The following is a 19,885-nucleotide window of genomic DNA, read 5'->3' as shown; positions in this document are numbered from 1 at the left end:
CCACCACCCCCCAGGGCCACCCCCGGCGCTGGCTGATCCTCGGTGTCATCTGCCTCGCCCAGCTCACCGTGCTGCTGGACAACACCGTCCTCGGCGTGGCGATCCCCTCCCTGACCGAGGAGCTGAACGCCTCCACCGCCGACATCCAGTGGGTCATCACCGCGTACTCGCTGGTCCAGGCCGGGCTGCTGCTCACCGCGGGCAGCGTGGCCGACCGCTACGGCCGCAAGCGGATGCTCGTCACCGGGCTCGCCCTGTTCGGGCTCGGCTCCTGCGCCGCCGCCTTCGCCCAGACCTCCGGCCAACTCATCGCCGCCCGCGCGGGCATGGGCATCGGCGGCGCGCTGCTGATGACCACGACCCTCGCCGTCGTCGTCGGGATATTCGGCCCCGAGGAGCGGCCCAAGGCCATCGGCATCTGGGGCGCGGTCGGCTCGCTGGGCTTCGCCGCCGGCCCGCTCATCGGCGGCGCGCTGCTCGACCACTACTGGTGGGGCGCGATCTTCCTGATCAACGTCCCCGTGGCGCTGCTCGGCCTCGTCGCCGTGCTCAAGCTGGTCCCGGAGAGCGGGAGCCGCCGGGGCGAGCGCCCCGACCCGCTCGGCGCGCTGCTGTCCACCGTCGGCATGACCGGCGTCGTCTACGCGATCATCTCGGGGCCCGAGGACGGCTGGACCTCCGCCGCGGTGCTGCTCCCGGCGCTGATCGGGGCCGCGGCGCTGACCGGCTTCGCCCTCTGGGAGCTGCGCACCCCGCACCCCATGCTGGACCTGTCGTTCTTCCGCGACGGGCGGTTCGTCGGCGCGGTCTCCGGCGCCATCCTGGTCGCCTTCGGCCTCGGCGGCTCGCTGTTCCTGCTCACCCAGCACCTCCAGTTCGTGCTCGGTTACGAGCCGCTGGAGGCCGGGCTGCGCACCGCGCCGCTCGCCCTCACCGTCGTGGTGCTCAACTTCTCCGGCCTGGGCGCCCGGCTGCTGCCCAGGATCGGCACCCCGCTCGCCGTCGTCGGCGGCATGGGGCTGCTCGCGGGCGGGCTGGTGGCCATCGCCCTGCTGGGCTCCGACGGCTACGGCGGCATGCTGCTCGGCCTGGTGGCCATGGGCTGCGGTGTCGCCGTCTCCGCCCCCGCGATGGCCAACGCCGTGATGAGCGCGATCCCGCCGGCGAAGGCGGGCGTCGGCGCGGGCCTGCACGGCACCCTCACCGAGTGCGGCAACGGCCTGGGCGTCGCGGTCCTGGGCGCGGTGCTGAACGCGCGCTTCGCCGCGCTCGTGCCCACGGTCGCGGGCGCCGGGTCGCTCCCCGCGGCACTCGCCCTCGCCGAGGACGGGGCCCAACGGGCCGCGATCGCCGACGCCTTCGCCGAGGGCCTGCGCACCAGTCAGCTCGGCGGCGCGGCCGCGGTGCTCGCGGGCGGGATCGTCGCCGCTCTGCTGCTGCGCAAGGCGGAGCGTGCAGACTCCGTTCCCGGGGCGGCATAGCATCGAAGGCCGGGCGGAGCGGAATCCAGCGGTCCGTCCGGCTCTCAGCGCGGCCGCCTGCCGGCTGACGGGTGTTCGGACCTGAGGAGGGTGCGCCATGGCAGCGACCGACCGCACGAAGGGTTCCCCGCGGGCCAGTGTGTGGCTGGAGGGCGGTCCGGCGCCGAAACGCAGGAGCGAGCAGCCCAGCGGCCTCGACCGTGAAAAGATCATCGAGGCCACGGTCCGGCTGCTGGACTCCGAGGGCCTGACGAAGTTCTCCATGCGCCGGCTCGCGGCCGAGCTGGGCGTGACCGCCATGTCGGTCTACTGGTACGTCGACACCAAGGACGACCTGCTGGAACTGGCCCTGGACGCGGTCATGGCCGAGATGCGGCTGCCGGACGAGTCCGAGGGCGACTGGCGGGACCGGCTCCGCCAGCTGGCCTCCGAGTACCGCCGGCTGCTGGTCACCCACCCCTGGGTGCCCAGACTCATGGGCCAGTACCTGAACCTCGGGCCGCACGCCCTGGCCTTCTCCGCCAGCGCCCAGGGGGTGCTGCGGCACGCCGGGCTGCCGGTGTCGGTCCGTACGGGCGGGCTGGCCGCCACCTTCCAGTTCGTCTATGGCTTCGGCACGATCGAGGGCCAGTACAACGAGCGCTGCCGGGCGGCCGGCGTGAGCCAGGACGAGTACTTCCAACGGGTGATGCGCAGCATCGAGGTCGCGGGCAAGGAGGACGCCCGTCTCGACGCGGTCCTGGAGGACTCCAAAGAGATCATGGAGGCCCGCGGGGGCTCCTCCGTGGAGGAGATGCGCCAGCGGGACTTCGCCAATGGGCTGGACATCGTGATCGCCGGAATCGAGGCGCTCAGCCGCCGCGCGGAGGGGGACGGCTCCGGCGTCGAGCCGCCGCGCCGCGCCGAATGAAGCCGGCGCCGCCGCGCGGGGCCGGATGGGGACCGCCCGTAAGGGACCCGGAACGCACCAGGTCCCGGCCCTGCGGTACTCGGGCCGTCCCCTGCCCTGAATGAGTACCGCCTGGCCGGGACCCCTGCCCCGGTTGCCGCTCACGGGGGCGCGTCCGCTCAGTCGCGCCCCCGGAACCGGGGCGTCTAGTCGCGGGGGTGAACCCCCGCCGGCGTCGCGCCGCCGCGCGCCGCCGCGCTCTGCTGGAGGCCGCTGCTCGTGCTGAGCGGCACCTCCTTGATGAAGATCACCACGAGCAGCGCCAGCAGCGCCACCGGGGCCGCGTAGAGGAAGACATCGCCGATGGCGTGCCCGTACGAGCTCTCGATCACCGTACGGATCGGTGCCGGCAGCTTGTCCAGGTCGGGCAGGCCGCCGCCGCCCGTGCCGCCGGAGCCGGCGGCCGCCGCGGCCTTGGGGCCCAGGGCCCGCATGCCGTCCTCGACGTAGTGGGTGATGCGGTTGCTGAGCACCGCGCCGAGCGCCGAGACGCCCACCGCGCCGCCGAGGGTGCGGAAGAAGGTGACCACCGAGCTGGCCGCGCCGAGCTCCTTGGCCGCGACCTGGTTCTGGGTGGCGAGCACCAGGTTCTGCATCATCATGCCGACGCCCAGGCCGAGCACCGCCATGAAGACGGCCATCCGCCAGTAGGGGGTGTCGTACCGCAGGCCGCCGAGCAGGCCCAGGCCCGCGGTCAGCAGCACACCGCCGGTCACCAGCCACGCCTTCCAGCGGCCGGTGCGGGTGATCACCAGGCCGGAGGCGGTGGAGGAGAGGAACAGACCCGCGATCATCGGGATGGTCATCACGCCGGACATGGTCGGCGACTCGCCCCGGGCCAGCTGGAAGTACTGGCTCAGGAAGACCGTCGCGCCGAACATCGCCAGACCGACGAAGAGGCTGGAGACGGAGGCGAGGGCGATCGTCCGGTTCCGGAAGAAGTGCAGCGGCATGATCGGCTCACTGGCCCGGGACTCCACCAGGACGAAGATCGCGCCGAGCACGATCGAGCCGGTGACCATGACCGCGGTCTGCCAGGAGAGCCAGTCGTACTTGTCACCGGCCAGCGTCACCCAGACCAGCAGCAGGGAGACCGCGGCGGTGATGAAGAAGGCGCCCGCCCAGTCGACCTTCACGTCCCGCTTCACCACGGGCAGCTTCAGGGTCTTCTGGAGGACGATCAGCGCGATCACGGCGAACGGCACACCGACGTAGAAGCACCAGCGCCAGCCGAGCCAGTCGGTGTCGGTGATGACGCCGCCGATCAGCGGGCCGCCGACGGTCGCCACCGCGAAGGTCGCGCCGAGGTAGCCGCTGTACCGGCCGCGCTCCCGCGGCGAGATCATCGCGGCCATGATGATCTGGGCCAGCGCGGTGAGACCGCCGACGCCGATGCCCTGGACGACCCGGCAGGCGATGAGCATGCCGGTGTTCTCCGACAGACCGGCCACCACGGAGCCGATCACATAGATCACCAGAGCGAGCTGCACCAGCGTCTTCTTGCTGGTCAGGTCGGCGAGCTTGCCCCACAGCGGGGTGGAGGCGGTGGTCGCGAGCAGGGCCGCGGTGACGACCCAGGTGTAGGCGCTCTGGCCGCCGTGCAGATCGGAGATGATCTGCGGCAGCGCGTTGGAGACGATCGTCGACGACAGGATCGCGACGAACATGCCGAGCAGCAGCCCGGACAGCGCCTCCAGGATCTGCCGGTGGGTCATGGGCGCGGCGTCCCCGGCGGCGTGCGCGCCGGTCTCCGCCTCTCCCCGCACACCGGGCGGTGTGGTCGTTGCCATTGTCTTCCTAGCTCTCATGGTCTTCATGCGGGTGTACGGGTGTGGGTGACGGGGTCCGGGCTCCGGTCCGGGTCCTGGCCCTGTTCCGGGACGGCCCGGGGGAGGCCGGGGTCCTGGCCCTGGCACTGGCCCTGGTCCGGGGTGATGTGCCGGCCGGCCGCCGAGAGACCGCGGCCGGGGGCCCGGCAGTCGCCGAAGTCGGCGCGGAGCCGGGCCAGCAGCGTGCTGAGCCGGCCGACCTCCTCGTCGGACCAGTCGGCGAGCGCCCGCGACAGCGTGCCGGCGTAGCGATCGGCGATGTCCGCGAGCACCTCCTCGCCGCGCGGGGTGATGCGCAGCAGCCGGGACCGCTTGTCCTGGGGGTCGGGCTCCCGCTCGATCCAGCCGCGCGTCGTCAGATGGGCGACATGGCGGCTGGTCACGGACATGTCGATGGCCAGCAGCTCGGCGAGCTTGCTCATCCGTGTCACGCCGTAGCGGTGCAGCAGGGAGAGCACGGCCGCGGCGCCGGCCGGGCAGTCGTGGGGCAGCACCCGGGCGAGATCGCGCTTGACGGCGCCGATGGCGCTGAGCTGACGGGCCAGTTCCTCGTACTGGCGCTGCTCGGCCATGCGGCACCCCCCAGGGTCTCGAAACGGGCTGTCGTGCGACGGACTGTCGCGCCTCTCGGCACATCAGTTGCTTAGGGCAACCATAGGGATAGTTGGTTGCTGTAGGCAAATGAATAGCGGGCGTACGGGGTAAAGGATGCGAAAAGGATGAGTCGGCGCCGGGTCAACGACGCGGGGGTGAACGGTAAAGCCGCAGGTGGCGCCGTACGGAGGGGCAGAGGTGTGCGAAGCGGCGGGCGTTCGCTAGGGTCCTGGCCCATGGCACACAACCCCCATAGCCCGCAGGGCCCCGAGGGCAACTACGACCCGGCGGGCAGCACCCAGATGTTCCGCGCCTTCGTCGACGAGGGCGGGCAGCAGCGCCACGCGGCGCCGGCCGCGTCGTCCGGTCCCCGGGTGGGGCTGATCGTCGGCGTGATCGCGGTGATCGCGATCGTCGCGGCGGTGGCCTGGCTGGCCTTTTCGTAAGCGGCGGCCCGAGGCACTGTCGGCCCGGAGGCACTGTCGTACGGCGTCACGCGAGGAGCGGCCGCCGTACGGGGAGCCGGGCGTCGTGCGCGAAGCCGGAGCCGTACGACGTCTCAGGTCCCGCTGATCCTCGCGCTCCGGGTTTCGATCCGCATCCCCCACGGCACGCGCCACGCGTCCACGCAGATCCGCCAGCTCGCCTCCCGGCGCTCGCCGCCGGCGATCGGCACGGGCAGCGGCCGGTGGGAGGTGACGCTTCCCCAGTCGATGCCGAGCCCGCCGATGACATGGGTGGCGAAGGTGACCGTTCCGGAGGTCACCGGGAGGTCGCCAGTGTTGTGCAGCGTCAGCGTGACGTTCTCGCACCAGCGCCGGTCCGTGGGGGTGCGCTGCGGCTCACCGGCCCGGATCGCGCCCGGTCGGCCCGGCGCGGGGGGAGCGGGATGCGTGGGCGCCGTGGGCGGGGTCGGCCGCCCGGGTTCGACGGGCGTGCCCGGCCCTGGATCGCCGGGCCGGGGTTCCTGTGGCCCCTGGAGCTGCCGCGGTGGGGTGGGAGGCTCATCGGCCGGCCCCCTGGTCGAGGAGTCGGGCGGTCGTCGCTCCGGGCCCGAGCCGTACTCCGTACTGCCCGAGCCGTGCGCCGTACTGCTGGAGGCGGCACCCGTACTGCTGGAGGCGAGCCCCGCGGCCGCGCCGTTGTCCGTACTGTCGGCCGTGCCGCCGGGTCCGACCGTACTGCTGGAGGCGCCGCCGGGGATCGAGCCGGCGTCAGCCGCGCCGGAATCGGGATCGTGCCCGCCGCCCGCCCGTGAGGTGCCGGGCGCTGTGGGGTCGCCGGAGCCGTCGAGCGGCACCAGCCGGACGCCGTCGCCCGGTGGCACCGGCCGCGCGGCCCGCGCGTCGTCCGGTCCGACCGCTTCGGTCGCCAGATAGCCCTGATCGGGTCCGCCGCCGCCCATGCCGGCCGCCAGCGCGGCCAGACACAGTGCGGCCGCCGAGGCGGCGAGTGCCGTACCCCGGCCCAGAGGGGTCCTCCGCATCGGCTCAGTGTGAGTGACGGGGCGTCAGTTGTGAAGGGGACGTTCGATGGTGCGTTCGTCGGCGCCGCATCCGTGCTGGTACGCCGCCGCCGTGTACGTGCCGGAGCGCTCGCCGTCGACGGGCGCGCCGCGTGCGTCGGTCGTCAGTCCGCGATGAGGCCGTCGCGCAGTTGCGCCAGCGTGCGGGTGAGCAGCCGGGAGACATGCATCTGGGAGATGCCGACCTCCTCGCCGATCTGCGACTGCGTCATATTGGCGAAGAAGCGCAGCATGATGATCTGCCGTTCGCGCGGCGGCAGTTTGGCGAGCAGCGGCTTGAGCGACTCGCGGTACTCCACGCCCTCCAGGGCCGCGTCCTCGTAGCCGAGGCGGTCCGCCAGCGATCCCTCGCCGCCGTCGTCCTCGGGGGAGGGCGAGTCCAGGGAGCTCGCGGTGTAGGCGTTGCCCACGGCCAGCCCGTCGACCACGTCCTCCTCCGACACGCCCAGGCAGGAGGCCAGTTCGGGCACGGTGGGGGAGCGGTCGAGCTTCTGGGCCAGCTCGTCGCTGGCCTTGGTGAGCGCCAGCCGCAGCTCCTGGAGGCGCCGGGGAACCCGCACCGACCAGCTCGTATCGCGGAAGAAACGCTTGATCTCGCCGACGACCGTCGGCATCGCGAACGTCGGGAACTCGACGCCCCGTTCGCAGTCGAACCGGTCGATCGCCTTGATGAGCCCGATCGTGCCGACCTGGACGATGTCCTCCATCGGCTCATTGCGGCTGCGGAAGCGGGCCGCGGCGTAGCGCACCAGCGGGAGGTTGAGCTCGATGAGGGTGTCGCGTACGTAGGTGCGCTCCGGGCTGTTCTTGTCGAGCGCGGCGAGCCGCAGGAACAGGGAGCGGGAGAGGGTGCGGGTGTCGATGGCGTCGCAGTCGTCGAGCACGTGCGGTGCTTCAGTGGTGAGCACCTTCGAGCTGCCCAGTTCTACGGACATGCCACCCCCTTGAGGTCGCGGACGGTTCGCAGCGGCGCTCTCGGACGAGGAACGCAACCTCCACCTGAATACCGGAGGCGGCGCTGCGGCAAACGCGGTTCCAGCAGAATGTCACATGTCGGCAACACGCTGTAGCGCCAAGTCGACATATCCGCCGGGGATGGGTCACCCGTTTCGGTTACGTCTCGATCCTATTTGCGGCCCTCAATCGAGCGAAGCTCCGGGAGAGCAGCCGGGACACATGCATCTGCGATACGCCCAGCTCCGCACTGATCTGCGACTGCGTCAGATTGCTGTAGTAGCGCAGCAGCAGGATGCGCTGTTCGCGCTCGGGCAGTTGTACGAGGAGGTGGCGCACGAGGTCCCGGTGCTCGACGCCGGCGAGGGCGGGGTCCTCGTACCCGAGCCGGTCCACCAGGCCCGGCAGCCCGTCGCCCTCCTGGGCCGCCTCCAGGGAGGTCGCGTGGTACGAGCGCCCGGCCTCGATGCAGGCCAGCACGTCCTCCTCGGCGATCCTCAGCCGCTCGGCGATCTCGGCGGTGGTCGGGGAGCGGCCGTGCAGCACGGTCAGGTCCTCGGTGGCGCCGTTGACCTGCACCCAGAGCTCGTGCAGCCGGCGCGGGACGTGCACCGTACGGACGTTGTCCCGGAAGTAGCGCTTGATCTCGCCGACGACGGTGGGCATGGCGAAGGTGGGGAACTGCACCCCGCGCTCGGGGTCGAACCGGTCGATGGCGTTGATGAGCCCGATCGTGCCGACCTGGACGACGTCCTCCATGGGTTCGTTGCGGCTGCGGAAGCGGGCGGCCGCGTAACGGACCAGGGGAAGGTTCGCTTCGATGAGCGCGGCGCGCACGCGGGCGTGCTCCGGGGTGCCGGGCTCCAGGGCGGACAGTTCCTTGAAGAGGACCTGGGTGAGTGCGCGGGTGTCGGCGCCGCGGCTGCCGGGCGGCCGGGTGTCGCCCTCCGGCACGCCCTCCGCGCCCCCCTCCGCCTCGCCCGCGCCTTCGCCTCCGCCTTTCTCCGGCTGACCCGCGACCGCGCCTCTCTCCGCCTCGCCCGCGGTCTCGGCCCCGCGCTCCGTACCGTCCTCTGCCTTTCCGTCCGGGCCACTCCCGCCGGGGGGCGGCGTATCGGGCGCGGTCTCGGCCGACGCGGTCATGCCACCCCTTCCACGGTGCACTCATCCGGCAAAAGCGGTCATAGCATCACAAGACATGTGCACTGTGTGCAAGCACCGTAAAAGGCCGTGTTGGCGGCAAGTTGGCGCCAACCGCCGGGGTGTCCGACGCCCGTGCCCCCAAACAGAAAGGCCCCTCACCTGAAGTGGTGAGGGGCGACTGTCAGCCGTATGCCGAGCCGGCGGATCAGAACGGGTAGTCGGCGATCACCCAGGTCGCGAACTCGCGCCAGCGGGCGGCGGCGGCCTGGTGCGCGGGGTGCTCGAGATAGCGGCGGAGGGCCTCGGTGTCGGCGACGGCGGAGTTGATCGCGAAGTCGTAGGCGATCGGCCGGTCCGTCACGTTCCAGCCGCACTCCCAGAACGCCAGCTCGGGGATCAGGCCGTCCAGCTCCTCGAACGCCTTGACGCCCTCGACCACCCGCGGGTCGTCGCGCTCGACGCCCTCGGCGAGCTTGAAGAGAACCAGGTGGCGGATCATGGGGTGCTCCTTGCGATCAGTTGATCAGTTCCGTCATGAACTGGCCGACGCCCTGGGCGGCGTCCGATATGCCCTGGAACCCGATCTGTACGAGGTCTGCCGCGCGGGCCGGAGAAGTGATGATCGTGTAGAGCACGAAGATGGTGATCGCGTATGTCGCGACCTTCTTCGCCTGTGCCATCGCGTGCCGCCTCCCCTGCCGCCGCCTGATCGGTCACCCGTTCCCCGGTACAGACGCGTGAGTCTATCCACACGCGTGCTCGACTCGGTCATGACACCTCTCCTTGATTCCACCTTTAAGGACCAAAGGCCCATGAAGCGGGGCCCTTCGCCGGTCCGGAACCGGGAACGGGCGCCGGACCATGGGAGGTGAGCCCGGCGGATCTGGCAGGAATCCGGCGGGCGAGGGACGACCCCACTGCGGGGTCCGGTGCCGCGGGCTTCCCCCCGAACGCGGCCCGGGCTTGGGGGTCCGTCCTCATCGGGGGAGGCGGCTTGTCCCCCCGATGCCGCCTCCCCCGTCCAACACCGCGGAGCGCCCCGGCGCCGACCCTCCCGACCAGGGTCCGGCTCCGGGGCGTTTCGCATCGCGCGGACCGAAAGTCGGAGCGGCCGGAGGAGCCGGAGGGGCGAGGGCCCGGGAAACGTTTTCGCACCGAAAAACGGCAGACAAAAAACCGCCCCGACCGCGATGTCTCGCGGTCGGGGCGGTGAAGCTGGCGGTAGCGGTGGGATTTGAACCCACGGAGGAGTTGCCCCCTCACACGCTTTCGAGGCGTGCTCCTTAGGCCGCTCGGACACGCTACCGAGAGAGAGCTTAGCGGACGGTCGGCCGTGCTCCGAAATCGGATTCCCGGAAGAAGCGGGTGAGCAGCGCCGAGCACTCCTCGGCGAGCACTCCGGAGACCACCTCGGGCCGGTGGTTGAGGCGCCGGTCGCGGATGACGTCCCAGAGGGAGCCCGCCGCCCCGGCCTTCTCGTCGACGGCGCCGTAGACCACCCGGTCCAGGCGGGAGAGCACGATGGCGCCGGCGCACATCGTGCACGGCTCCAGGGTCACGACCAGCGTGCAGTCGATCAGCCGCCAGTCCCGCGGGCGCGGCGCCCCGGGCCGGCCGTACGCCTCACCGGGGCCCTCGGCCGCGCCCGCCGCGGCCAGGGTGCGGGCCGCCTGCCGGATGGCGAGCACCTCGGCGTGGGCCGTCGGGTCCCCGGTGGCCTCGCGCTCGTTGTGGCCGCGGCCGATGACCACCCCGGACGGGTCCAGCACAACGGCGCCCACCGGAACGTCTCCCGTTCCGGGGGCGCGTACGGCCTCGTCCAACGCCTGGCGCATGGGCGCGAGCCAGGGGTCGCGCAGCGGATCGCTCATGCCACCAGTGTCGGGCAGCGCGGCAGGGTCAGCGGACGGCTTCGAGCACCTCCGTGCAGCCCAGCGCGTCGGCGATCGCGCTCAGCGCGTCGCCTTCGAGGCCCAGCAGCTCCCGTTCCCCGATCCCCAGGTCGGCGATGAGGTTGGCGTCGCCGAGCGGGCCGCTGGGCACGGCGTGGTCGTCGGTGGCCTCCTCGTCGTCCGGCTCGGCCTCCCCGTCCTCCGTGCCGTCCAGATCGAGGTTGTCGAGGTCGTCCTCGTCCTCCTCGCGGCCGAGGAGTTCGTCGACGAGCATGGCGCCGTACGAGCTGCGGGTGGCATGGGCCGCATTGGAGATGAAGATCCGCGGGTCGTCCTCACCGTCCACCCTGACGACGCCGAACCACGTTTCCTCCTGCTCAATGAGGGCCAGCACCGTGTCGTCGTCCACGGACGCCTCACGGGCCAGGTCGGCCAGGTCGGCCAGGGTCTCCACATCGTCGAGCTCTGTGTCGCTCGCTTCCCACCCGTCTTCGGTGCGCGCGAGCAGTGCGGCGAAGTACACCGTGACTCTCCCACTAGTCAGAGGCGTGCCGGTCCGACGGGGGCAGCAGTCTTCACTTCTGGGCCCCGCCACTCGGAATCGTGGCAGAAACAAAGCGTTCGCGAGAGGTTCTTCCGCCATGCGTCGTGCACCAGTCCTGCGAGCGGGCGCCTGTATGGGGCCCGCGGGGCCGGTTTCCCGGGCCGCCGGGCCCGTTCTGCCCGCTGCCGGGCACCGCGCGGGGCGCTCGACCGGGAGCCGCACGGCACGCATGACCGGGCACCGCACGGGGCGCTCGACCGGGCGCCGAGCCCCTCACCAGCGGAACGTCCGCATCCGCATGGCTTGGCGCATCCGGGCCGCCCGCGCGCGGCGCGGCTGCACCCGGTCCCGCAGTTCTCTGGCCTCGTTGAGCTCGCGCAGAAACTGAGCGCGCCGACGGCGTCGATCCGTGTCGCTCTCCTGGGCAGCCCGCCCCTTGGGCTCGCCTCCGCGCTGGTTCCGGTCCGGCATCGGCAGCCACACCTCCCCGAGCTGGGTCGATCCACTGCCCGAAGCGCCGGTGCGGGCCGTATGCGACGGGCGTACGCGATCCGGTATACGCGACGGGCGTACGACCCCACTTTCCCCCGAACCGGTGGATTGATGCCATCGGAGCGGCAGACTGCCGGCCGCCCCGGCGCGGGAAGAAGCTGCCCCGAGCCTCGGCTACTGTCGATGTCATGCGGATTCACGTCGTCGACCACCCGCTGGTGGCGCACAAACTCACCACTCTGCGCGACAAGCGCACCGACTCCCCCACCTTCCGGCGGCTCGCCGACGAGCTGGTCACCCTGCTCGCGTACGAGGCGACCCGCGATGTGCGCACCGAGCAGGTCGACATCGAATCGCCCGTGACGGCCACCACCGGTGTGCGGCTGTCGCACCCGCGCCCCCTGGTCGTGCCGATCCTCCGGGCCGGCCTGGGCATGCTCGACGGCATGGTCCGGCTGCTGCCGACGGCCGAGGTCGGCTTCCTCGGCATGATCCGCGACGAGGAGACCCTCCAGGCCTCCACCTACGCCACCCGCATGCCCGAGGACCTCTCCGGCCGCCAGGTGTACGTCCTCGACCCCATGCTCGCCACGGGCGGCACGCTGGTCGCGGCGATCCAGGAGCTGATCGCGCGCGGGGCGGACGACGTGACCGCCATCTGTCTGCTGGCCGCCCCGGAGGGCGTCGAGGTCATGGAGCGCGAGCTGGCGGGCACGCCGGTCACCGTCGTCACCGCCTCGGTGGACGAGCGCCTCAACGAGCAGGGGTACATCGTGCCGGGCCTCGGCGACGCCGGGGACCGCATGTACGGCACGGCCTGACGTACGGCCGTACGCGCGCGAGGCCCGCTGCGGGCCGCCCGCGGACCGTTGGCGGAGCGGGGACAGGCGTTCAGCAGCCGGGTGCCGAGGGCGCCGGCGAGGGGTTGACCAGCGCGGTCAGCGCCTTGTCGGCGTCCTTCTGCTCGGTGAGGTTCTGGAAGCCGTCCCCGATGATCAGGTCCACATCGGTGCCCGTGCGCTGGTCCGCCTCGGCCGGCGCGCCGGCGAGCTGGGTGCCGACCACCTTCAGCGAGGCGTCGAGGGCGCCCGGCGCGCCCACCAACACCCCGGTGCCCTTGACCTTCTTGTCGTAGTTCGCCGGGGCGTTCCCCACATTGCCGATCTTGAAGCCGCGTTTCCGCAGCTCGTCGGCGGTGCTCTTCGCCAGTCCGCTCCGCGGGGTGGCGTTGAGGACGTTGACCGTGATGTCGCCCGGCTTCGGCAGCTGCTGGGCGCCGGCCGGCACGGCCGGCTTCCGGGGCTTGCAGTCCGTCTTCCGCGCGACCTCCGCCGTGCCGGCCCTGCCGCTGAAGACATCGATGAGCTGAAGGGTTCCCCACCCCGCCAGGCCCAGCACCGCCATCGCGCCGAGCACCGCGAGCACGATCCTGCGGCGGTGGCGGGGGCGCCCCATGCGTGGGTGGACATCCCCTGTCACGCGATACTTTCCCCCCATGCCGGGGGGAGTGAGCATGCTCATGGGCGCAGCGTAGTGCGGGCGGTCGCCTCTGCCTACTAGATGATCAATGAGTGGCGCCCAGGCCAACCCAAAAGGGCCAATACGGGGCCGTTGTGCGGAGGCGAGTCAGGGGCGTGCGGAGCGCGCCGGGGACGGCGCGGAGCTCAGTCGAGCTCGAGCACGCGGGCGTGCAGCACCTGGCGCTGCTGGAGCGCGGCGCGCACAGCGCGGTGCAGACCGTCCTCGAGATAGAGGTCGCCCTGCCACTTCACGACGTGCGCGAAGAGGTCGCCGTAGAACGTCGAGTCCTCGGCGAGCAGGGTTTCGAGGTCCAGCTGGCCCTTGGTGGTCACCAACTGGTCGAGGCGTACCGGGCGAGGAGCGACATCCGCCCACTGGCGGGTGCTCTCCCGGCCGTGGTCGGGGTACGGCCGCCCGTTTCCGATGCGCTTGAAGATCACACGGAAAGCCTACCGGTCCGGACGCTCCGGGCGCAGCCAAGGCGCGGGAGTCGGAAGGTGGCAAACGGGAGCATTCCCGGAGCGATGGACGGCGTCCGGACCGCCGGCGCCGGCCGGGACAGCGGTGATCCGCGGCCGGCGCCGGAAGTTCGTCACGGATCTGGTCGACACTCCGGCCGCCTGACGCGGTCGCGGTCGCAGTCGCGGTGCGCCGGCTGCCGGCGCGCCGCTCGGCGCGCCCGTAACGCCTGGAGCCCCCGGGCCGTCTCCACGGCCAGTGCCACTGCGGAAGCCGCGACCCCCAGCACGGCTTCGGTCGTTCCCACGACGTCCATGGGGTGGGGTCCCTTTCTCCGGGACCCTGGGCATCGGCACGCCAGAGCCCCGGCACGTCCAACGTGTCAGGTTCTCCGTCGCGCCCGCCGGCCAGCCCGTACTGGCGTCCCCCCCGGTGTGGGAGCGGGTCGCGGCGTGCTCTCGGCCTTCGCCTCCTCCTGAGAGCGCACCTGCCGACGCCTTACCCGGCGGCGGACATCGCCACACCCGGAGCGCGGCCTCGGCTGATGGGGCGTCAGCGCCCGTCGTGGTCCGGGGCCGGCCCCGCGCCGTCCCCGCAGGTCATCCGCGGGGTCGCGAAAATGCTCCCTCCGAAAGAAGGAAATCTACTGTCGTCACGGTAGACATGGCGTGCTCGCGTGATTAGAGTCGCTCGTGAAGCCAACGAAGTCGGTGATACACGGCAGAGACGAACTGCCGTGAGCGATGCACGGCACGGCAGTGGAGCCCCGGGGCCAGGAAGCGCAGGAAGGCCCCGGGACTGACTGCCGGACCGGGCGGCCCCCAGGGGCTGCCGTACGGCACCGCACGCAGAGCACTACCGGCAAGAAGAAGAGAGTGAGAGAGGAGCAGACGCCATCGGGATCGCCCGGGCGCGACATCGGTCGCCTCGGGTACCGCAGACCCCGGAATGGAAGGTGGTCCCCGGTCACGCATCCGCGATCCCCGCACCTCCGGCCTCCCGGGCGGAGCTGTGGAAAAAGAAGGCCGGCGCCCGGCGCCGGCAGATGGTGTTGACATCCCTCGGGGCCCATGAAGAGGTGCATATGCCCCCAGGCACAAAACCGCAGGCCACCGACCGGCTCGAAGACGACGACTACCCCGCCTACACCATGGGCCGCGCCGCGGAGATGATCGGCGCCACGCCCGGCTTCCTCCGGGCCATCGGCGAGGCCCGGCTGATCACCCCGCTGCGCTCCGAGGGCGGCCACCGCCGCTACTCCCGCTATCAGCTGCGCATCGCCGCCCGCGCCCGCGAGCTGGTCGACAGCGGCACGCCGATCGACGCCGCGTGCCGGATCATCATCCTGGAGGACCAGCTCGAAGAGGCGCTGCGGCTGAACGAGGAACTGCGCCGGAACACGGCCGATCCTTCGGGGGGCCCGGCCGACACCTCCGAGGACGCGGGCGCTTCCGCCGAGGGTCGGGGCGTGCCCACCGAAGGCAGGGGTGCTCCCACCGAGGCCGCCGACCGCTGACGCCCCGGGCCCCATGGCCCCCCGGGTCCCACAGCCTCCGGGTCCCTGGCCTCCGGGTCCCTGGCCTCCGGGCCCCACGGCCTCCGGGTCCCTGGCCGCCCTTCGCCGAGGGCGATTATCTGACGTCACCGGCACAGAAATTAAGGCAATGCCGGATGAGGGTTTATGGCGCGGCGAGCGGAGTGTAATTACTGACCGCGCCCGGCCGCTTGCGTCGTGCTACTGTTGTTCCAGTTGCAGTTGTGGTTCCCAAAGACTTCAAGTGCGCTCGTCGGCAATTCCATGTCGGCCGGTGCACTTTTGTATTTCCGGTGTTTCTCCGGACGGGGCAATCATCGCGGCGACGCGGAGCCCGCACAGTGCGGGCCTCGGGCACTGCCCCAGAAGGAGATATGACATGGCTACTGGCACCGTGAAGTGGTTCAACGCGGAAAAGGGCTTCGGCTTCATCGAGCAGGACGGCGGCGGCGCCGACGTCTTCGCCCACTACTCCAACATCGCCACCCAGGGCTTCCGTGAGCTCCAGGAGGGCCAGAAGGTGACCTTCGACGTCACGCAGGGCCAGAAGGGCCCGCAGGCCGAGAACATCGTTCCCGCCTGACGTCGAGTCGACACCGACACGCACGGCGCAGCCGGGGCCCGCACCTTGGGGTGCGGGCCCCGGCTCGTTTTTCTTTGCGGCGCCTTCCGGCGCGCCGCCCGGCGATGCCATGCCCCGGCCCCTTTAGGTCGGCCCGCTGCCGCCACCGTTTTTTCTTCGGCTCGTTCTTGCGATTCCTCGGCCGCTTCCGGCCGCCGGGAAATTCCTCGACACCTGCCGCATCGAGGAAGGTTCCCATGAACCGCACAGTTCGCACGAACGACCGCTCTTCCATGACCATGAGCCGCCAAGGGGCTTCCGGGAACCGTCAGGGTGCCCCCGGTAGTCGTCAGGGCGCTCCGGGCCGCTCCGGCGGCCACGGCCGCGGCGGCCGCTCCGGTGGCTTTGGACGCCGCCCCGCCGGCCCGCGCGGCGAGTTCGCCCTGCCGGTGACCATCACCCCGGCGCTGCCCGCCGTCACCGCCTTCGCCGACCTGGAGCTGCCCGCGCCCCTGCTGGCGGCGCTCACGGCCGAGGGCGTGACCGTGCCGTTCCCCATCCAGGGCGCGACGCTTCCGAACTCGCTGGCCGGCCGGGACGTCCTGGGCCGGGGGCGCACCGGCTCGGGCAAGACCCTCGCCTTCGGGCTGGCCCTGCTGGCCCGCACCGCCGGCCGGCGCGCCGAGCCGCGACAGCCGCTGGGCATGGTGCTCGTCCCCACGCGGGAGCTGGCCCAGCAGGTCACGGACGCGCTCACCCCGTACGCCCGGTCGCTGCGGCTGCGGCTGGCCACCGTGGTCGGCGGCATGTCGATCGGCCGGCAGGCCGCCGCGCTGCGGGGCGGTGCCGAGATCCTCGTCGCGACCCCCGGCCGGCTCAAGGACCTCATCGAGCGCGGTGACTGCCGCCTGGACCGGGTGGCCATCACCGTCCTGGACGAGGCCGACCAGATGGCCGACATGGGCTTCATGCCCCAGGTCACCGAGCTGCTCGACCAGGTGCAGCCGGAGGGCCAGCGGATGCTCTTCTCCGCGACCCTGGACCGAAACGTCGATTTGCTGGTCCGCCGCTACCTGCACGACCCGGTCGTGCACTCGGTCGACCCGTCGGCCGGCGCGGTGACCACGATGGAGCACCACCTCCTGCACGTGCACGGCGCCGACAAGCACGCCACCGCCACGGAGATCGCCGCCCGCGACGGCCGGGTGATCATGTTCCTGGACACCAAGCACGCCGTGGACCGGCTGACCCAGCACCTGCTGACCAGCGGCGTACGCGCGGCCGCGCTGCACGGCGGCAAGTCGCAGCCGCAGCGCACCCGGACGCTCGCCCAGTTCAAGACCGGCCATGTGACGGTGCTGGTGGCCACCAATGTGGCGGCGCGCGGCATTCACGTCGACAACCTCGACCTCGTCGTCAACGTGGACCCGCCCAGCGACCACAAGGACTATCTGCACCGCGGTGGGCGCACCGCGCGCGCCGGTGAGTCCGGTCTCGTCGTCACCCTGGTGCTGCCCGAGCAGCGCCGGGACATGAACCGCCTGATGAACGACGCCGGCATCGCCCCGCAGAACACCCGGGTCCGCTCGGGCGAGGCGGAGCTGAGCCGCATCACCGGCGCCCGGACCCCGTCCGGCGTGCCCGTCACGATCACCGCGCCGGTGGCGGAGCGCGCCCAGCGCGGCTCCTCCCCGGCGCGCGGGCGGCGCAGCCGCTTCGCCCAGGCGCGCCGTGCGGGCGCTCCGCCCCGGCCGCGGACCGAAGCCCCCCAGCGCCGGTCCGCCTGACCCACTGAGGACGTGTCCCGCGGTGTCGCCCCTCGGGCGGACAGCGGGGCGCGACCCGCGGCCGGCCGCCCCCCCCGTCCGGCGCACTCTTCGACCTGCGGAGGCCCCCCATGCGCTGCATCATCGCCCGCTTTCCCTTCCACCTGGAAAAGAGCCAGGTCCAGGAATCGATGAAGGGCATCAAGCCCGAGCCCGTCACCGCCGAGTCCGTGCTCATCGGCCGGCGCGCCTACCCCATCAAGCAGGTGGGTGAAGTGATCACCGGGCAGGACCGCCGTGACTTCACGGTGCGAGAGGTGACCACGGCGCTGACCCGTCTCGGCTTCACCTGCCGTGTCGCCCCGGCGCCCGAGCCCGAGCCGGCCGCGCGCCAGGCGTCGCTCGACGCCGCGGCGTCGGTGCTGTTCGGGACGGCGCTGCGCGGGTGATTCCGCGCCGCGCGCTCGTGTGACGTGAGCGCGGCGGGTTGTCCGGCCGGGGGCGTACGAGTGCCCGGCCGAGCCGAGTGACGAGGGCGAGGGCCGCGACAGCGCCCCTCGCCCTCCGGCTTTGACCCCGTCCGGTCGACCGTTCTGTCGCCATAGGGCGGATCGCAGTCGCGCTCCGCCCTACTTGCCGCTCTCCGGGCCGTACCACTGGAGGGGGCCGGGTAACGTCGAAGGGCCCCACCGCAAGCGGTGGGGCCCTTCGACATCGTGCCCGGTGAGGCACTGGCGGAGGATACGAGATTCGAACTCGTGAGGGGTTGCCCCCAACACGCTTTCCAAGCGTGCGCCCTAGGCCTCTAGGCGAATCCTCCGTGGGAAAGAGTACAAGACTCGGAGCAGTGCTCGCGAACTCGTTCCCACCCCGGTTCATCCGCTAAGCTGGGCAGCAGCCCCTCACGTGGCGCTATCTCACTGAACTCCCCCAGGGCCGGAAGGCAGCAAGGGTAGGTGGGCTCTGGCGGGTGCGTGGGGGGTCTTATTTTTGTCCGCGGGCGGGCTCCTGCCCGGTCTCTGCCTGGTTCTGCCGGGCTCCGGCCCGGCCTCGGCGGGGTCTTCGTCGCCCCCCTGCCGGGCCCCGGCGGGCTTCCGCAGGCCCTCGTGGGCGGAAAATCTCGGCCCGCGCCGGGGTCGCGGGCCTGTCGGCTTGACTGTGATCGAGACCACTTGTCAGTGGGGGCCGATATCGTCGTATGCGTGTCGTCCCTCGCGCTCTACCGCCGCTACCGCCCCGAGACCTTCACCGAGGTCATCGGGCAGGAGCATGTCACCGGTCCGCTGCAGCAGGCCCTGCGTAACAACAGGGTCAATCACGCGTACCTGTTCAGCGGGCCGCGGGGCTGTGGCAAGACCACCAGTGCGCGCATCCTCGCCCGCTGTCTGAACTGCGCCGAGGGGCCGACGCCCACGCCGTGCGGGGAGTGCCAGTCCTGCCGTGACCTGGCGCGCAACGGCCCGGGGTCGATCGATGTGATCGAGATCGACGCCGCGTCCCACGGTGGTGTGGACGACGCCCGCGAGCTGCGGGAGAAGGCGTTCTTCGGCCCCGCCTCCAGCCGCTACAAGATCTACATCATCGACGAGGCGCACATGGTCACCTCGGCGGGCTTCAACGCCCTGCTGAAGGTGGTCGAGGAGCCGCCGGAGCACCTCAAGTTCATCTTCGCGACGACCGAGCCCGAGAAGGTCATCGGCACGATCCGCTCGCGTACGCACCACTATCCGTTCCGGCTGGTGCCGCCGGGGACGCTGCGCGACTATCTCGCCGAGGTGTGCGACCGCGAGGCCATCCCCGTCGAGGACGGGGTGCTTCCCCTGGTCGTCCGGGCGGGCGCCGGGTCCGTGCGTGACTCGATGTCCGTCATGGACCAGCTGCTCGCCGGCGCGGCCGAGGATGGTGTGACCTATGCCATGGCCACCGCTCTCCTCGGGTACACCGACGGCTCCCTGCTCGACGCCGTGGTCGACGCCTTCGCGGCGGGTGACGGCAGCGCGGCCTTCGAGATCGTGGACCGGGTCATCGAGGGCGGCAACGACCCCCGCCGGTTCGTGGCCGACCTGCTGGAGCGGCTGCGGGACCTGGTGATCCTGGCGGCGGTGCCGGACGCCGCGGAGAAGGGGTTGGTGGACGCCCCCGTGGACGTGGTCGAGCGCATGCAGGCCCAGGCGTCGGTCTTCGGCGCCGCCGAGCTGAGCCGGGCCGCGGACATCGTCAACGAGGGGCTGACGGAGATGCGGGGGGCCACCTCCCCCCGGCTTCAGCTCGAACTGATCTGCGCGCGGGTGCTGCTGCCCGCCGCCTTCGACGACGAGCGCTCGGTGCAGGCCCGGCTGGAGCGGTTGGAGCGCGGCGTCCAGGCGGGCGGGTTCGCCATGCCCGCGGCCGGTGCCCCGGCCATGGGCTATGTACCCGACCCCGAGGTCCACGGCGGCGGGGCGGCGGCCGCGCGGGCGGCGCTGCCCGGGCGGAGCGCCGGCGCGCAGGCGCCTGGCGCGCCGGCCCCGGCTCCTGCCGCTCCCGCGGTCGCGGGTCCGGCGCCGGTGGCCCCTGCGGCCGTTACGGCGGAGCCCGCGCCGCAGGTGACCCCGGCGGCGGCCGGAGCGGGGGCGGCCTGAGCCGGAGCGGGAGCGGGGG

The 19,885-nt window shown here is 72.0% G+C and carries 20 protein-coding genes, 2 tRNA genes, 1 other RNA gene and 1 pseudogene; 10 read left to right on the top strand and 14 right to left on the bottom strand.

Annotated features, from left to right (window positions below; genetic code table 11):
• The coding region (locus ACSNOD_RS14605) for an MFS transporter (protein ID WP_436767339.1) at window positions 1-1,481 on the top strand (1,481 nt) is incomplete at its 5' end.
• Between the two features lie 97 nt (window positions 1,482-1,578).
• On the top strand, window positions 1,579-2,391 hold the full coding sequence (locus ACSNOD_RS14600) for a TetR/AcrR family transcriptional regulator (protein ID WP_436767338.1): 813 nt from the start codon (window positions 1,579-1,581) through the stop codon (window positions 2,389-2,391).
• Window positions 2,392-2,576: 185 nt separating this feature from the next.
• Here ACSNOD_RS14600 and ACSNOD_RS14595 read toward each other — a convergent pair whose 3' ends face one another.
• Window positions 2,577-4,220, bottom strand: a complete 1,644-nt coding sequence (locus ACSNOD_RS14595; protein WP_436767337.1) for an MDR family MFS transporter — start codon at window positions 4,218-4,220, stop codon at window positions 2,577-2,579.
• A 23-nt stretch (window positions 4,221-4,243) separates the two neighbouring features.
• Window positions 4,244-4,831 carry a MarR family winged helix-turn-helix transcriptional regulator gene (locus ACSNOD_RS14590; RefSeq protein ID WP_436767336.1) on the bottom strand — a complete coding sequence of 196 codons (588 nt, stop codon included), beginning with the start codon at window positions 4,829-4,831 and terminating at the stop codon, window positions 4,244-4,246.
• Between the two features lie 258 nt (window positions 4,832-5,089).
• Between ACSNOD_RS14590 and ACSNOD_RS14585 the strand changes: the two genes are divergently transcribed.
• Complete coding sequence (locus ACSNOD_RS14585; protein ID WP_436767335.1) at window positions 5,090-5,299, top strand: hypothetical protein; 210 nt, start codon at window positions 5,090-5,092, stop codon at window positions 5,297-5,299.
• A 113-nt stretch (window positions 5,300-5,412) separates the two neighbouring features.
• Here ACSNOD_RS14585 and ACSNOD_RS14580 read toward each other — a convergent pair whose 3' ends face one another.
• The 9 genes from ACSNOD_RS14580 to ACSNOD_RS14540 form a co-directional block, all read right to left on the bottom strand.
• Window positions 5,413-6,339, bottom strand: a complete 927-nt coding sequence (locus ACSNOD_RS14580; RefSeq protein WP_436767334.1) for a hypothetical protein — start codon at window positions 6,337-6,339, stop codon at window positions 5,413-5,415.
• A 143-nt stretch (window positions 6,340-6,482) separates the two neighbouring features.
• Window positions 6,483-7,313: an RNA polymerase sigma factor SigF gene (locus ACSNOD_RS14575; protein ID WP_436767333.1), complete on the bottom strand. Its 831-nt coding sequence runs from the start codon at window positions 7,311-7,313 to the stop codon at window positions 6,483-6,485.
• 178 nt (window positions 7,314-7,491) lie between these two features.
• Window positions 7,492-8,475, bottom strand: a complete 984-nt coding sequence (locus ACSNOD_RS14570; RefSeq protein ID WP_436767332.1) for an RNA polymerase sigma factor SigF — start codon at window positions 8,473-8,475, stop codon at window positions 7,492-7,494.
• 205 nt (window positions 8,476-8,680) lie between these two features.
• Window positions 8,681-8,974, bottom strand: coding sequence for a Dabb family protein (locus tag ACSNOD_RS14565; RefSeq protein WP_436767331.1), 294 nt, complete (start codon window positions 8,972-8,974; stop codon window positions 8,681-8,683).
• A 16-nt stretch (window positions 8,975-8,990) separates the two neighbouring features.
• Window positions 8,991-9,155 (bottom strand): hypothetical protein, encoded by a 165-nt coding sequence (locus ACSNOD_RS14560; RefSeq protein WP_436767330.1) that lies wholly within the window; start codon window positions 9,153-9,155, stop codon window positions 8,991-8,993.
• Window positions 9,156-9,691: 536 nt separating this feature from the next.
• Window positions 9,692-9,781: transfer RNA gene (locus ACSNOD_RS14555), tRNA-Ser, on the bottom strand.
• A 10-nt stretch (window positions 9,782-9,791) separates the two neighbouring features.
• Complete coding sequence (locus ACSNOD_RS14550) at window positions 9,792-10,346, bottom strand: nucleoside deaminase (protein WP_436767329.1); 555 nt, start codon at window positions 10,344-10,346, stop codon at window positions 9,792-9,794.
• Between the two features lie 28 nt (window positions 10,347-10,374).
• Window positions 10,375-10,890, bottom strand: a complete 516-nt coding sequence (locus tag ACSNOD_RS14545) for a tRNA adenosine deaminase-associated protein (protein WP_436767328.1) — start codon at window positions 10,888-10,890, stop codon at window positions 10,375-10,377.
• Between the two features lie 294 nt (window positions 10,891-11,184).
• Window positions 11,185-11,382 carry a hypothetical protein gene (locus tag ACSNOD_RS14540; RefSeq protein WP_436767327.1) on the bottom strand — a complete coding sequence of 66 codons (198 nt, stop codon included), beginning with the start codon at window positions 11,380-11,382 and terminating at the stop codon, window positions 11,185-11,187.
• A gap of 209 nt (window positions 11,383-11,591) precedes the next feature.
• Between ACSNOD_RS14540 and upp the strand changes: the two genes are divergently transcribed.
• A complete protein-coding gene (gene upp / locus ACSNOD_RS14535; RefSeq protein WP_436767326.1) occupies window positions 11,592-12,224 on the top strand; it encodes a uracil phosphoribosyltransferase in 633 nt (210 codons plus the stop codon).
• 70 nt (window positions 12,225-12,294) lie between these two features.
• Here the strand turns inward: upp and ACSNOD_RS14530 are convergent, their stop codons facing one another.
• Both ACSNOD_RS14530 and ACSNOD_RS14525 read right to left on the bottom strand, forming a co-directional pair.
• On the bottom strand, window positions 12,295-12,924 hold the full coding sequence (locus ACSNOD_RS14530) for a LytR C-terminal domain-containing protein (RefSeq protein ID WP_436767325.1): 630 nt from the start codon (window positions 12,922-12,924) through the stop codon (window positions 12,295-12,297).
• Window positions 12,925-13,067: 143 nt separating this feature from the next.
• Window positions 13,068-13,364, bottom strand: a complete 297-nt coding sequence (locus tag ACSNOD_RS14525) for a type II toxin-antitoxin system VapB family antitoxin (RefSeq protein WP_003999914.1) — start codon at window positions 13,362-13,364, stop codon at window positions 13,068-13,070.
• Window positions 13,365-14,467: 1,103 nt separating this feature from the next.
• Here ACSNOD_RS14525 and ACSNOD_RS14520 point away from each other — a divergent pair.
• The 4 genes from ACSNOD_RS14520 to ACSNOD_RS14505 all read left to right on the top strand — a co-directional run bounded on the left by ACSNOD_RS14520 (window position 14,468) and on the right by ACSNOD_RS14505 (window position 17,694).
• Window positions 14,468-14,899 (top strand): MerR family transcriptional regulator, encoded by a 432-nt coding sequence (locus tag ACSNOD_RS14520; protein WP_436767324.1) that lies wholly within the window; start codon window positions 14,468-14,470, stop codon window positions 14,897-14,899.
• 397 nt (window positions 14,900-15,296) lie between these two features.
• On the top strand, window positions 15,297-15,500 hold the full coding sequence (locus ACSNOD_RS14515; RefSeq protein ID WP_010986199.1) for a cold-shock protein: 204 nt from the start codon (window positions 15,297-15,299) through the stop codon (window positions 15,498-15,500).
• A gap of 236 nt (window positions 15,501-15,736) precedes the next feature.
• Entirely contained in the window at window positions 15,737-17,266 is a 1,530-nt protein-coding gene (locus ACSNOD_RS14510; protein ID WP_436767323.1) for a DEAD/DEAH box helicase, read from the top strand.
• Between the two features lie 110 nt (window positions 17,267-17,376).
• Window positions 17,377-17,694, top strand: a complete 318-nt coding sequence (locus ACSNOD_RS14505) for an SCO5918 family protein (RefSeq protein ID WP_436767322.1) — start codon at window positions 17,377-17,379, stop codon at window positions 17,692-17,694.
• A gap of 283 nt (window positions 17,695-17,977) precedes the next feature.
• On the opposite strand, the gene ACSNOD_RS14500 is transcribed toward ACSNOD_RS14505, so the two are convergent.
• A tRNA-Ser gene (locus ACSNOD_RS14500) sits at window positions 17,978-18,065 on the bottom strand.
• A 73-nt stretch (window positions 18,066-18,138) separates the two neighbouring features.
• Here ACSNOD_RS14500 and ffs point away from each other — a divergent pair.
• Together ffs and ACSNOD_RS14490 are read left to right on the top strand one after the other, a co-directional pair.
• An RNA gene (ffs, locus tag ACSNOD_RS14495) (signal recognition particle sRNA small type) lies at window positions 18,139-18,235 on the top strand.
• Window positions 18,236-18,447: 212 nt separating this feature from the next.
• Window positions 18,448-19,860: pseudogene (locus ACSNOD_RS14490) on the top strand (DNA polymerase III subunit gamma and tau); the annotation flags it as partial.
• Window positions 19,861-19,885: the final 25 nt, after the last annotated feature.

Origin of the sequence: Streptomyces sp. URMC 123, assembly GCF_051386515.1 — a bacterium.
GTDB lineage: Bacteria > Actinomycetota > Actinomycetes > Streptomycetales > Streptomycetaceae > Streptomyces.
The sequence above is the reverse complement of the archived record's forward strand: the minus strand, read 5'-3'. Positions and strand labels throughout refer to the sequence as shown.

Bases quoted from the DNA above. Each gene is read 5' to 3' on its own strand.
- ACSNOD_RS14600 (WP_436767338.1), top strand. From the start codon at position 1,579: ATGGCAGCGACCGACCGCACGAAGGGTTCCCCGCGGGCCAGTGTGTGG.
- ACSNOD_RS14595 (WP_436767337.1), bottom strand. From the start codon at position 4,220: ATGGCAACGACCACACCGCCCGGTGTGCGGGGAGAGGCGGAGACCGGC.
- ACSNOD_RS14590 (WP_436767336.1), bottom strand. From the start codon at position 4,831: ATGGCCGAGCAGCGCCAGTACGAGGAACTGGCCCGTCAGCTCAGCGCC.
- ACSNOD_RS14585 (WP_436767335.1), top strand. From the start codon at position 5,090: ATGGCACACAACCCCCATAGCCCGCAGGGCCCCGAGGGCAACTACGAC.
- ACSNOD_RS14580 (WP_436767334.1), bottom strand. From the start codon at position 6,339: ATGCGGAGGACCCCTCTGGGCCGGGGTACGGCACTCGCCGCCTCGGCG.
- ACSNOD_RS14575 (WP_436767333.1), bottom strand. From the start codon at position 7,313: ATGTCCGTAGAACTGGGCAGCTCGAAGGTGCTCACCACTGAAGCACCG.
- ACSNOD_RS14570 (WP_436767332.1), bottom strand. From the start codon at position 8,475: ATGACCGCGTCGGCCGAGACCGCGCCCGATACGCCGCCCCCCGGCGGG.
- ACSNOD_RS14565 (WP_436767331.1), bottom strand. From the start codon at position 8,974: ATGATCCGCCACCTGGTTCTCTTCAAGCTCGCCGAGGGCGTCGAGCGC.
- ACSNOD_RS14560 (WP_436767330.1), bottom strand. From the start codon at position 9,155: ATGGCACAGGCGAAGAAGGTCGCGACATACGCGATCACCATCTTCGTG.
- ACSNOD_RS14550 (WP_436767329.1), bottom strand. From the start codon at position 10,346: ATGAGCGATCCGCTGCGCGACCCCTGGCTCGCGCCCATGCGCCAGGCG.
- ACSNOD_RS14540 (WP_436767327.1), bottom strand. From the start codon at position 11,382: ATGCCGGACCGGAACCAGCGCGGAGGCGAGCCCAAGGGGCGGGCTGCC.
- upp (WP_436767326.1), top strand. From the start codon at position 11,592: ATGCGGATTCACGTCGTCGACCACCCGCTGGTGGCGCACAAACTCACC.
- ACSNOD_RS14530 (WP_436767325.1), bottom strand. From the start codon at position 12,924: ATGAGCATGCTCACTCCCCCCGGCATGGGGGGAAAGTATCGCGTGACA.
- ACSNOD_RS14520 (WP_436767324.1), top strand. From the start codon at position 14,468: ATGCCCCCAGGCACAAAACCGCAGGCCACCGACCGGCTCGAAGACGAC.
- ACSNOD_RS14515 (WP_010986199.1), top strand. From the start codon at position 15,297: ATGGCTACTGGCACCGTGAAGTGGTTCAACGCGGAAAAGGGCTTCGGC.
- ACSNOD_RS14510 (WP_436767323.1), top strand. From the start codon at position 15,737: ATGAACCGCACAGTTCGCACGAACGACCGCTCTTCCATGACCATGAGC.
- ACSNOD_RS14505 (WP_436767322.1), top strand. From the start codon at position 17,377: ATGCGCTGCATCATCGCCCGCTTTCCCTTCCACCTGGAAAAGAGCCAG.